Origin of the sequence: Rhizobium sp. 16-488-2b (assembly GCF_017741815.1) — a bacterium.
GTDB lineage: Bacteria > Pseudomonadota > Alphaproteobacteria > Rhizobiales > Rhizobiaceae > Rhizobium.
Genome location: NZ_JAGHMF010000009.1, coordinates 1 through 12,228 on the forward strand (window position 1 = coordinate 1; position 12,228 = coordinate 12,228).

A 12,228-nucleotide genomic window follows, 5' to 3' on the forward strand; every position below is an offset into this window, starting at 1 on the left:
GTGGGGAGGGTGGGGGAAAATTCGATAACAGAAACTGGAGCAAACGATATCGACCGTTTGCTCCGATTTCGATGCCACGTCGAAGGCAAGACAAGTAAACCAATTGCCGGATTCGGCTATCAGCCCAACCCTTGCAACTATCTTTTTCCGCTGAACAGCGTCGGTTGAGTTGGGTCTTTTTCGCGGTAATTAGCCGCCGCAACGTTCTTGATGATATTCTGTGTCCATGTATCTATCTTCGATTGCATCAACTCGTAGGCCGAAACTATGTCTCCAGTTCCGGTCCGCCCCTTTTTTTCATAACGAGCAAATTCCTCTCCGTCGACGCTGAGCTTTATTCTCGACAAGGACAGTTCGATGATAAATACAACCGCTAGATGGTGGTCGGATTTGGTGCCATCGCGAACCCATATACACTTTGGATTTAGTTGGTCAGGATCGAGGTCAATCCCGATCTCTTCCTTGACTTCGCGATATACGCATTGCTTCAGGACGTCGAGTTTACTACCAGAACCCAACAGATTGGCGTCCTCTTCTCTTACATGACCACCGAAATAGCAAAGCGTCTTACCCTTCTCGGGTGACGATGAGGAAGTAGCCCGCACAGCCTTGGTCCCCACCAGAAACTCATCTTTTCCTTTTTCTTTGATAACGGCAATTGGAATAAGCTGCAGAAGTGTTTTATCTTCCTCAACTTCGTTTCTATCGTTGAAACTAAGGTTTTTTTCGACGTAATCCGATATCTCGCTGTAATCGAAGATCGTCGGCAAGTGAGAAATTTCAGACTTCGGTATGTATCCTATCTTTTCATCAGCGAGGTTCTTCAACAGGTTTAATGTTGTCTTTGTTATGTTATAGCTTACCGCATTCTGATCTTGATCGTCTGTGTTGTACTCAGTAATATTTCTGAAATATGAAGTGTACTTCAATTTGGTTTTCTTGATTGACTCAAGGTAAGAACTCAAAACTTCGCTTCGCATGATACTTCCCTCCTTTCGAGTCAAAAGGTTTTTGTATTCCCGTTCGCTAGAAGTATTTGGAGAGGCCTCAAATATTAGCACGAGATCGATGCACATACGAAATCGATTTGACGTGAAAAAGCTCGTGAATCGCTCAAAGTCATCATTGCGAAGCAACTTTTCTTCGCGCTGCCACTCAAACCAGCAGAGTGCATCGAAGAATCCACGGTCTAAGATTATGACGTCGACTTTCTTAGCGGAATTTGCCAACGTTTCTGAAAGCTGGTTTAGAGCCGCGCATGCTGTCCACACGTTGAAAATTGGATCAAATTTATTAGGTATGGGGCAAACACTTGCCCTCTCAGTAAGTATTTTTGTCCGGAAGTTGTTTCTCCGCAAAAATATATCTAGCGATCCAATGCAAGTTGATTTTCCTGCTTTTGGCGATCCTGCAAATTCTATTACGATAGGTCTTCTTGGACGAGACCTACGCTTTATTTCGAGAACAGTTGCAGCCAGCTTTTCAAGCTCTACTATCCTTTTGTCGATCTCAGCCTTCGATTTCATTTGTCGTCAGTCTTCCCAACAAGGTCGTTAATTGATTTTTCTTCGAATTGCTCCAGTAAGCGCCCCGCAGAGAATCCTGCGAAGAAGCCTATCGGAATGACGATAAAGATGAACTCTTTGGGGGTGTCTCCACCGCTTGTAGACGCATGAACTGATGCGCGCCAAAGGGCATAAACAACCATGGAAAAAACCGCGCCAAATATTGGTCTCAAAACAAAAAAGAAAAAAGTGCCTACCCTTGCCGGGGATATTTTGTTGTCCGCTATGAATTCATAAGAGCTGTTTATCGAGGCCTTATAGAGCTTTCGGCTATAAAAAATCGTAGATCCGGAAATAGATGCCGCTATAACAGAAATTATTGCGTCAAATTGCCCAATATTGTTCAGCGCTGCGGCGCTTATTATTTGCTCTATCAAAAAGACAAGAGACAAAATCAATAAAATTAAATAGTAAGCAAATAGTACGAGTACGTCTCCGACATGTAGAGACATAAGTGATAAGTCGTGTTTCGATTTGTCCATGCGAATCCCCCAGATGCTATCTAGGGTATTTTGATTGCATGCCTCATGCAACCCAATGCGTCGCGACTGTTTCGAGAGAAGTTTGAGCAAGCAGGAGATCGATAGCGGCGGCAAGTCGGGCGATGACGCGTTGCGCGGCAGTGGGATTGTCCTGCCCGATCCATTCACCGATGTGCCTTAGATTGCCGAGCGCGCGCCTCGTGTAACGGATTGGCGGCATCAGGCGCCGCGTGTCGTTACGCCATACTTGGCGAAAACCGCGTTCACCTCATCTTCGCTCGCAAATTCTCCCCGGTCGGCTTCCGCTAGACCGGCCTCGATTTCAGCCAACTGCCATTCCTCGCGGGCGAGAAAATCCTCGATTGCATCGGCGGCGACGCTGTCTGCTGGCTTGGATAGCTTGTCGGCCAGGCGATCGAGGCGGGCAGCGGTCTCGTCGGGAAGATGGACGGTAATCGCGTTCATGGAGAACCTCCGGTTCAGGCGATTATGGGAGTTTGGTCGGTGGCGTCAAGCTGGCGCCACCTACCGCCCCGGCCGCCCCGTCTTGCCCTTCGTCCGCTTCTGCCTCTTCACATCCCCCGCATCCTCATAGCTGCCGACGCCTGTCTTGCCGCGCATCAGGGGGCGCGGGTCGTCGCGGTCGGGTTGGCCTTCGAGCAGGGGGGAGAAGCGCTTGGTGCTTTTGGCGGCGTCGGGCTTTTCCGGGAGCTTCCCTGATACGGGCTTTTCGGTGCGGCCGACGGTCATTTCGTCGAGGTCGTTCCTGCGGAAGGTGCGAGACGGGATGGCGGTGTCGGTGCCTGGGCCCATGTCGTCGAGGGTGGGTTTCTGGAAGAGGGAGGTGGCCTCGGCGCTCGCGGCTTTCCCCTCCCCAACTTGACCGGGGTCGAGCCCCTCGTCTCGACCCGTCCTTCGGACCCCCACAGGGGGGAGGGAGTTCGTTGAGGTTGCCGATGGGTTGAGGGACTCGCGGGTCGCCTTGGCGTTGCGCTTGATGCCTTCCATGGCCTTGGACTCCTCGCGCGCCATCGGGTCGTCCATGACGGCGAGTTCGGCGGCCTTGAGGCGTTTGATTTCGTCGCGCAGGCGCGCGGCTTTTTCGAAGTCGAGGTCGGCTGCGGCGTCGCGCATCTGTTTTTCCAGCGCGTTGAGATGGGTCTGCAGGTTGCCGCCCACGAGGTTGCCGCCGTCGGCAAAGCCCTTGCCTGATACACCGGAGATATCGGCGCGGACGTGGTCGCGTTCGTAGACGCTGTCGAGGATGTCGGAGATCTTCGCTTTCACCGATTCCGGCGTGATGCCGTGTTCGGTGTTGTAAGCCACCTGCTTTTCGCGGCGGCGGGCGGTCTCGTCCATGGCGCGCTGCATCGAGCCGGTGATGTTGTCGGCATAGAGGATGACCTTGCCGTCGACGTTACGCGCCGCGCGGCCGATGGTCTGCACCAGCGAGGTCTCGGAGCGCAGAAAACCTTCCTTGTCGGCGTCGAGAATGGCCACGAAGCCGCATTCGGGAATGTCGAGGCCTTCGCGCAGAAGGTTGATGCCGACGAGGACGTCGAAAGCACCCAGACGAAGATCGCGGATGATCTCGATACGCTCCAGCGTGTCGATGTCGGAGTGCATGTAGCGGACGCGCACGCCCTGTTCATGCAGATATTCGGTGAGGTCCTCGGCCATGCGCTTGGTGAGCACGGTGCAGAGCGTGCGGTATCCTTTGGCAGCGGTCTCGCGGATTTCGCCGAGCACGTCGTCGACCTGGCTGCGGGCCGAGCGGACTTCGACCGGCGGGTCGATCAAGCCGGTCGGGCGGATCACCTGCTCGGCAAAGACGCCGCCGGACTGGTCGAGTTCCCAGCCGCCGGGAGTGGCCGAGACGGCGACGGTGTCGGGGCGCATCGCGTCCCATTCCTCGAAGCGCAGCGGGCGGTTGTCCATGCAGGACGGCAGGCGGAAGCCGTATTCGGCAAGCGTCGCCTTACGGCGGAAGTCGCCCCGGTACATGCCGCCGATCTGCGGAATGGTGACGTGGCTTTCGTCGATGAAGAGCAGGGCGTTGTCGGGGATATATTCGAACAGGGTCGGCGGCGGCTCGCCGGGGCTGCGGCCGGTGAGATAGCGCGAATAGTTCTCGATGCCGGCGCAGGAGCCGGTGGCCTCCAGCATCTCGACATCGTAGCGGGTGCGCTGTTCCAGGCGCTGGGCTTCCAGCAGGCGGCCGGCCTTTTCAAGCTCGGCGAGGCGCAGGCGCAGCTCTTCCTTGATCGCCTTGATGGCGCCGTTCAGCGTCGGGCGCGGGGTGACATAGTGGCTGTTGGCGTAGATCTTCACGCTCTTCAGGTCGCCGGTCTTCTGGCCGGTGAGCGGGTCGAACTCGGTGATGGCGTCGATCTCGTCGCCGAACATCGAGATGCGCCAGGCCGCGTCTTCCAAGTGGGCCGGGAAGATTTCGATCGTGTCGCCTCGAACACGGAAGGAGCCGCGGACGAAGTTGATGTCCTGCCGCTTGTATTGCTGCGCCACGAGGTCGGCCAATAGTTGGCGCTGGTCCAGCCGGTCGCCGACCTCCATCTGGAAGGTCATGGCGGTGTAGGTCTCGACCGAGCCGATACCGTAGATGCAGGAGACGGAGGCGACGATGATGCAATCGTCGCGCTCGAGCAGCGAGCGGGTGGCGGAGTGGCGCATGCGGTCGATCTGCTCGTTGATGGAGCTTTCCTTCTCGATGAAGGTATCGGAGCGCGGCACATAGGCTTCCGGCTGGTAGTAGTCGTAGTAGGAAACGAAATACTCCACCGCGTTGTCGGGGAAGAAGTTCTTGAATTCGCTGTAGAGCTGGGCGGCCAGCGTCTTGTTCGGCGCCAGGATGACGGCCGGGCGCTGGGTGGCCTCGATCACCTTGGCCATGGTGAAGGTCTTGCCGGAGCCGGTGACGCCGAGCAGCACCTGGCTGCGGTCGCCATTGTCGAGGCCCTCGACGAGGTCCTTGATCGCTGTCGGCTGGTCACCGGCAGGTGAATATTCGGAATTCATGCGGATCTCGATGCCGCCTTCGGATTTCGGCGGCCGGGCCGGGCGATGCGGCGTCCACATCTTGCCGTCCTTGAACAGCGGATTGCCGCTCTCGATCAGCGCCGAAAGTGCCTCCACCGTGGCGGTCACCGCTGTGCCGGCCTTCAGCGCGGCGGCGTCTTCGAGCGAAACGTCGAGGCCGGAGACCGGGTTGAGGCCGGCCGCGGCGCGCGTCTTCGGGTCGGTCGAGCCGCCCATCGAGGTGCCGCGTGCGGATTTGGAGGCGGCGATCTCCACCTTCTTGCGGTGCTTGCCGGCCTTGGAGGCGATCTGCCGCTGCGTCTCGACACCGGATGCCTCCGCATCGGCCTCCAGCTGCTTCACCCAATCGGCGACGGAACCCTCAAGGGGCGCGCCTTCGAACGCGGATTGGGGAGCTTCCTCGAAACCATCGGGGGCGGGGGACTTTTTCGGAGATTTGGCCATGGCCGGAATATGGAGAGAGTCAGCGCGAAATGGAAGAGGCAAAGAGTACAAAAGGGAAACGGATTTTGCGGCGTCCGACGCCAAACGCCTGAGGTCATCAAATGGCTCGCTGATATTGCATCGCGGCAAAAAGGCGGGCTATAACGGACGTACTCACCACGGACCCGGTGAAACTCCGGGTGGCTCTTCTGGCCGCCGATCCGCCAGACAACGCAAAACCTGCACGCCATATTTCGACCGCCCGTCCGGGCGCGTTGGGCCACGCTTTGCGAGATATCACCAACATGCACGTATCCTCCTTCCGCCGGGATTGGTTTTCCAATCCCACCCGCGAAATGCTTGCCGGCGCCGTCGCCACCTTCGCGCTGATCCCCGAGGTCATCGCCTTCTCCTTCGTCGCCGGCGTCGATCCGCAGGTCGGCCTCTTCGCCTCCTTCGTCATCGGCATCGTCATCGCCTTCACCGGCGGCCGCCCGGCGATGATCTCGGCCGCCGCCGGTTCCGTGGCGCTGGTCGCGGCACCGCTGGTGCACGCCCACGGGCTGCCCTACCTGTTTGCCGCCGGCCTGCTTGCCGGCGTCATCCAGGTCGTGTTCGGCCTGCTGCGCCTCGGCGTGTTGATGCGCTTCGTGTCGAAATCGGTCCGCACCGGCTTCGTCAACGCGCTGGCGATCCTGATCTTCGGCGCGCAATTGCCGCATATCATCGGCGGCGACTGGATCGCCTATGCCATGCTGGCCGCCGGCCTCGCGGTGATCTACATCGCGCCGCGCATCACCACCGCCATCCCGTCGCCGCTGATCTGCATCCTGCTGCTCACCCTTGCCTCCGTCGGCCTGCATCTGCCGGTGCTGACGGTTGCCGATCTCGGCAAGCTGCCGGATTCGCTGCCGATCTTCGCCTGGCCGCAAGTGCCGCTGAACCTGGAGACGCTTGAGATCATCGCCGGCCCGGCGCTGGCGATTGCCATGGTCGGCCTGCTGGAATCGATGATGACGGCGAGCGTCGTCGACGATCTCACCGACACCACGAGCGACAAGAACCGCGAATGCGCCGGCCTCGGCATCGCCAACGCCGCCGCCAGCCTGTTCGGCGGCATCGCCGGCTGCGGCATGATCGGCCAGACGGTCAGCAACGTGAAGTACGGCGGCCGTGGCCGTCTCTCGACGCTGTTTGCCGGCGCGCTGCTGTTGATCCTCATGGTGCTCCTGAAGCCATGGGTCTCGCAGGTGCCCGTCGCGGCCTTGGTCGCGATCATGGTCATGGTGTCGATCGACACCTTCGACTGGTCGTCGGTCAAGACCATGGTGGTGCATCCGAAGACCTCGAGCATCGTCATGCTGGCAACCGTCGTCGTCACCGTCTTCACCGCCAACCTGGCGCTCGGCGTCACCGTGGGCGTACTCCTCAGCGGCGTCTTCTTCACCTTCAAGGTCGCCAAGCTGCTGTCGGTCCGCAAGGACACGGACGAGGCTGGCGAGCGCATCGCCTATCATGTGACCGGCCAGGTCTTCTTCGCCTCCGCCGACGTCTTCATCGATGCCTTCGATATCGCCGATGCCGAGGGCATGGCGGTGACGATCGACCTGACGCACGCGCATTTCTGGGACATCACCGCCGTCGCGGCGCTGGACCGCGTGGTGCAGCGCTTCAAGGCGCATGGCGTTTCCGTCGAGGTGAACGGCCTCAACGAGGCGAGCGCCACGCTGATCGGCCGGCTGGACAATGCGCCGAGCCTCAAGGAAATCTGATCGCTTAAAGTCGTCCTGCCGCGCACCCGACCTGTAACAAACCCGCCGACACCGGCGTATACGGGTTGCGTCAGGACAATCAGGCATAAACGGCATGCCTGAACGAGGGGCATCCTCACCTGCGCCAGCCGGCGATCGTGTCTTGGCTGCAGGTCTTGGCCAAGGCACGGCGACACCATTCAGTGGTGTCGCGACGGTGCCCGGAAGAGAACCGGCAGGCCGATGCAGATCGACCGGTGCCGATCATGCGCGAGGTCACAGCCTGTCGCAGGATCGGATGGATCAAAGCCGAAGGTAAAGACCATGATGATCAACAGACGGACTTTCTCGACAGCGCTTCTCGCCGGTGCTGCCGCTTCCCTCATTTCCACGCGCGGCATGGCCGCGATGGCGCAGCCCGCCAAGGCACGCAACATCGTTCTGGCCCACGGGCTGTTCGCCGACGGTTCCTGCTGGACGGAGGTGATCGCGCGCCTTCAGGCAGCCGGCTTCAACGCCACCGCCGTGCAGAACCCGCTGACCACATTGCCGGAGGCCGTTGCCTCGGTCGAGAAGGTGCTGGATCGCCAGGATGGTCCGACCGTCCTCGTCGGCCACTCCTTCTCCGGCATGCTGGTCACCGAGGCCGGCGTCCATCCCAAGGTTTCGGCGCTGGTCTATGTCGCCGCCCGCGCGCCCGATGCGGGCGAGGACTATACGGCGCTGGCGAAGACCTATCCGACCCCGCTGGCCTCGGCCGGGATCGTGTTTGATGGCGATGAAGGACGGTTGAGCGAGGAAGCATTCCTGCGCGATTTCGCCGGTGATCTGCCGGAGGCGAAGGCCAAGGTGCTCTATGCGGTGCAGGAGCCGTTCCACAAGGCGTTGCTAACGGGCAAGACCACGCAGGCGGCGTGGCGCTCGAAACCGAGCTGGTACGCGGTGTCGACGGAGGATCGGACGATCAATCCGGATCTGGAGCGCTTCATGGCCAAGCGCATGGGCGCCAAGACGATCGAGCTCAAGTCCAGCCACCTGTCGCTGATCTCGCATCCCGACGAGATCACGCAGATGATCATCGAGGCCGCCGGCGGCCGCTGAATTGACGTGAAGCGAGTGACGTCGCGGTCTTAGGACCGCGACGAGAACAGCGAGGCGAAGGTGGAGCGCGGCTTGTCGGGCATGCTTTCGACGACCACCAGCTGGCGGATGTCGCCGCGCTTGAAGGCGGCGAGGAAGCGCTTGTAGTCCTTGAAGGAGACGCAGCCATTGGAGTCGCCGCGCGCGCCGAGCATGTAGGTGTGGGCGAGCAGACCGACGCGGTTGAAGATGTTGCCGGCGCCGCCGACCGGGTTGAGGCGGATCGCCTCGACGCCGTGGAACAGGCTTTCGCGCATCGTCAGCTGGTAGGTGTGCGGCGGGGTCGGGCCGCGCATCTTCTCGCGAACATATTTCGGATTGTCGCGCATCTTACCGAGGCCGGAATGGGCTTCGAGGCGTTCGCCGTTGGGCAGGTAGACCATGCTTGCGGAGATGTCATAGACCGCGACGCCGGCGCGGGCGACAGGGCTTGCCTGGCGCTTCGGCACGACAGGGATTTCGCCTTCATCATCACCGATATCAGGCCGTGCATAGGCAAGAACCGGTTCGGCAGGGCGGCTGGCGCGGTCGTTTGCCGGCGCGCGCTTGGTCATGCCGTCGGGACGGGCCATCGGCAGCGGTACGGAATTGTTGTCGTTGAGAACGAGGCCGAAGGCATTGCCGGCGTCGTCGCCCTTGCTGGCGTCGCTTTCGACATCGACGCTCGCCACTTCGACAGGGGCGGGCTTCGCGGGAATGGAAGCGGGCGCGTTGACGGCAACGCGGGCCTGCTGTTCATCCGAAGCGGCTTTCGGCATGGCGGCAAGCGCGAGCAGGGCAGGGCCTTCGAGTGCCGCGATCTCGGCCTTGGACGGAATGACGATGCGATCGGATGAGCTGGCGCTGGCGACCTGAGGGGCTGCGGCAACGGCGTCGTCCTTGACCTTCGACGGCTGCGCGGCTGCAACGACGGTGCGCGCCGGCATGGCGTCAGCGATGACAGGGCCGGAGCTGCCGACGAAGGCGGCTCTCAGAACGTCAGGCGTCAGCAGGCGATCACGCTTCGATGACCGGTTTTCCGCCGTCAGCGGCTGCAGGCGCGAGAATTTGCTGACGTGGATATTGCGCTCTTTGGGAGCGGCCGCGGCGGCGTGCTGCACGAGCGCGATATCGCCGATAGCGTTCTTGTAGGGTGCGGGAGCGACGGCGTGCATCGTCGCGATCGACGTCACGACCCATGCCGAGGCAGCAAAACTAGCACCGATGAGACCCGCCCCGGACATAAGGCGGAATGAGCGACTGAAACGAGAAATGGACGTACCTACTGGCCTGGTATTGGCAAACACATCGACCGCAAACGCCATAACACTCGTCTTTCACAACTCGTTACTAAGGCCGGCGGTACAGATAGATTGATACTTCTTCGCCGGGGCCGGTAATGGAGCAACAGGGCCAAAATGCGGCCTGTTGCTTATTTCCGGTTGGCTCAGATGATGCCGAATTATGGTAACCAAACCCTTTACGGCGGTGACGCCTGTTTCGAAATTCCTCACCTTGTCCGCTAACCATATTGATCTTGTTCGATTTTTTCTAATGTTCCTCGGCCTCCGCCGGGCATTACGTCCTATGTCGCCGTTTTGACATAAATATTAGCGGGAAAAGATATTGCGGATATGCTATGAAAAGGCATCGAAGGCTTCCGAGGGGAAACGCCAATGTCTTCGGCACAAACCGCTTCTGTTAACGAGATTTCGCCGGCCTTGCTTGTCGATGCGATGTTCGCCGTCCGCAAGACGGCCGCCATCAAGGCGGCGATCGAACTCGACCTCTTCACCGTCATCGGAACCGGCCAGACGGCCAAGGCGGCGGCATCGGAGATGCGATGCGCCGAGCGCGGCGTCCGCATTCTCTGCGACTATCTCGTCGTTGCCGGCTTCCTCGGCAAGAGCGGCGACACCTACGCGCTGACACCCTCGAGCGCCGTGTTCCTCGATCGCCATTCGCCGGCCTATATGGGCTCGGCGATCGATTTCATCGCGGCACCGCAGATGCTCTCGCTCTTTCTGACCGACCCCGCCGCCTGCGTGCGCAATGGCGGCGCCGAAGGATTGGCGAACCTCTCGCCGGATAATCCCGTATGGGTGCGCTTCGCGCGCGCCATGGGTGCCTTTACCGGCGGGGCGGGCAGGACGCTCGCCGCCGGCGTCGCGGCATGGCCGCAGCCACCGTCAAAGGTGCTCGATATCGCCGCCGGGCCCGGCTATTTCGGCATCGAGATCGCCAGGGCCATTCCGCAGGCGCGGATCGTCGCGCTTGACTGGAAGCCGGTGCTGGAGCTGACGCGGGAGAATGCGACGGCGGCCGGTGTGGCCGATCGTTTCAGCTTCATCGCCGGCAGCGCCTTCGATGTCGATTGGGGCAATGACTACGATCTCATCATGCTGCCGAACTTCCTGCATCACTTCGATATCGCCGGCTGCGCGGAACTGCTGAAGAAGGCACGCCCAAGCCTCGGCGCCACGGGCAAACTGATCGCCGTCGAGTTCGTCCCCAACGAGGACCGCGTCTCCCCCGACTTCCCCGCCGCCTTCGCCTTCGAAATGCTGGCGACGACACCACGCGGCGACGCCTATACGGCATCCGACCTGCGCGAGATGGCCTCGATGGCGGGCTTCCGCGACATCGCGATCAGCCCGCTGCCGCCATCGCCGGCGAGCGTGATTGTGTTTGAGTGAATTAAGAAAATGTCCCCGGATGGTGATGTCTGCCGTCCGGGCGGCTTGCGCTGATCTGTAATAGCGGAATAGGTTACGAGCCGAGATTTTGAACATCATTGCCAGAAATTCATTGCGGCAAACTTTATTGAACAGCTTCACGGTCGCGATCGTGACCGGGAGCCATGACCGGGTTTATCAATGCGTCGGCTTTTTCTTTCATCCGCTATTTCCGCGTTTGTCCTTGCTTCCGGCGTGACCGCAAGCGCCGAGGTGATGACTGTTCCCGGACCGCAGGGACAGCTCGAGGGCGAGGCGATCATCGTGCCTGGCGCTAGCGCCGGCGTCGTCATCGTGCCGGGTTCCGGTCCGATCGACCGGGATGGCAACAGCCCGATGGGGCTTCGCAGCGACAGCTATAGATTGCTTGCCGAGGCACTGGCATCAGCCGGCCTGAGCACGCTGAGGATCGACAAGCGCGGCTTCTTCGGCAGCAAAGATGCGATCGCCGATCCGGAGGATGTGACGATTGCCAACTATGCCGCCGACGTCGATCTCTGGCAGCGCGCTTTTGCCGAGCGGATCGGCACGGATTGCGTGTGGATCGCCGGTCACAGCGAGGGTGGCCTCGTGGCGCTGGCCGCCGCCGCAAGTGGCGCGACACCCTGCGGACTGATCCTGCTGGCCGCGCCGGGCCGACGCGTGAGCACGCTGATGCGCGAGCAGTTCCGCAACAACCCGGCCAATGCGCCTTATCTTGCGGAAATCGACCGTATCATCTCCGGGCTGGAGCAGGGGGAGAGAACGGATGTCGGGACCATGAGTGCCGTCCTGCAGCCCCTGTTTCGGCAAGGCCTGCAGCGATACATGGTCGATCTTTTCAGCTACGATCCCGTGGCGCTGGCCAAGGGACTGAGCCTGCCCGTGCTCATCCTCCAGGGCGATCGTGATTTTCAGGTGACAGTCGAGGACGCCGGCTTGCTGGCGCGATCGATGCCGCATGCACGGGTGGTGCAATTGCCCGGTGTCACGCACATGCTGAAAGCGGACGTGCCGGACGCGCCCTTTGCCGCCTACCAGGATCCGACTCTGCCACTGGCGCCGGGTATCGTGCCCGCCATTTTGGAAGCCGTGCAGGCGCACACAAAGCTTTGACTAT

At 60.5% G+C, this 12,228-nt stretch carries 10 protein-coding genes and 1 other annotated feature; of the genes, 4 read left to right on the forward strand and 6 right to left on the reverse strand.

Annotated features, from left to right (window positions below):
* Positions 1 to 137 precede the first annotated feature (137 nt).
* From J5286_RS10575 to uvrB, 5 genes are read right to left on the reverse strand one after another with little or no spacing between them, the layout of a single operon-like run.
* Complete coding sequence (locus tag J5286_RS10575) at positions 138 to 1,526, reverse strand: NUDIX hydrolase (RefSeq protein WP_209190319.1); 1,389 nt, start codon at positions 1,524 to 1,526, stop codon at positions 138 to 140.
* The gene (locus J5286_RS10580; protein ID WP_209190320.1) at positions 1,523 to 2,047 is read right to left on the reverse strand and encodes a hypothetical protein; all 525 of its coding nucleotides are present in this window, start codon (positions 2,045 to 2,047) and stop codon (positions 1,523 to 1,525) included. The genes J5286_RS10575 and J5286_RS10580 overlap by 4 nt, the downstream gene beginning before the upstream one ends.
* Before the next feature lie 43 nt (positions 2,048 to 2,090).
* On the reverse strand, positions 2,091 to 2,267 hold the full coding sequence (locus J5286_RS10585; protein ID WP_209190321.1) for a type II toxin-antitoxin system RelE/ParE family toxin: 177 nt from the start codon (positions 2,265 to 2,267) through the stop codon (positions 2,091 to 2,093).
* Positions 2,267 to 2,512, reverse strand: a complete 246-nt coding sequence (locus J5286_RS10590) for a CopG family ribbon-helix-helix protein (RefSeq protein WP_209190322.1) — start codon at positions 2,510 to 2,512, stop codon at positions 2,267 to 2,269. Before J5286_RS10590 ends, J5286_RS10585 begins: the two co-directional genes overlap by 1 nt.
* Before the next feature lie 60 nt (positions 2,513 to 2,572).
* Complete coding sequence (gene uvrB / locus J5286_RS10595) at positions 2,573 to 5,545, reverse strand: excinuclease ABC subunit UvrB (RefSeq protein ID WP_209190323.1); 2,973 nt, start codon at positions 5,543 to 5,545, stop codon at positions 2,573 to 2,575.
* A gap of 157 nt (positions 5,546 to 5,702) precedes the next feature.
* Positions 5,703 to 5,758 (forward strand) — a sequence feature (sul1 is cis-regulatory element that is thought to sense ions involved in sulfur or methionine metabolism; They are found in Alphaproteobacteria).
* Between the two features lie 71 nt (positions 5,759 to 5,829).
* Between uvrB and J5286_RS10600 the strand changes: the two genes are divergently transcribed.
* Positions 5,830 to 7,296, forward strand: a complete 1,467-nt coding sequence (locus J5286_RS10600) for a SulP family inorganic anion transporter (protein ID WP_113200295.1) — start codon at positions 5,830 to 5,832, stop codon at positions 7,294 to 7,296.
* A gap of 303 nt (positions 7,297 to 7,599) precedes the next feature.
* The gene (locus J5286_RS10605; RefSeq protein ID WP_209190324.1) at positions 7,600 to 8,376 is read left to right on the forward strand and encodes an alpha/beta fold hydrolase; all 777 of its coding nucleotides are present in this window, start codon (positions 7,600 to 7,602) and stop codon (positions 8,374 to 8,376) included.
* A 29-nt stretch (positions 8,377 to 8,405) separates the two neighbouring features.
* On the opposite strand, the gene J5286_RS10610 is transcribed toward J5286_RS10605, so the two are convergent.
* Positions 8,406 to 9,719 (reverse strand): DUF2778 domain-containing protein, encoded by a 1,314-nt coding sequence (locus tag J5286_RS10610; RefSeq protein WP_209190325.1) that lies wholly within the window; start codon positions 9,717 to 9,719, stop codon positions 8,406 to 8,408.
* Positions 9,720 to 10,070: 351 nt separating this feature from the next.
* On the opposite strand from J5286_RS10610, the gene J5286_RS10615 reads away from it, so the two are divergent.
* Positions 10,071 to 11,090 (forward strand): methyltransferase, encoded by a 1,020-nt coding sequence (locus tag J5286_RS10615; protein ID WP_209215344.1) that lies wholly within the window; start codon positions 10,071 to 10,073, stop codon positions 11,088 to 11,090.
* A gap of 180 nt (positions 11,091 to 11,270) precedes the next feature.
* Positions 11,271 to 12,224 (forward strand): alpha/beta hydrolase, encoded by a 954-nt coding sequence (locus tag J5286_RS10620; protein WP_209190327.1) that lies wholly within the window; start codon positions 11,271 to 11,273, stop codon positions 12,222 to 12,224.
* Positions 12,225 to 12,228 lie beyond the last annotated feature (4 nt).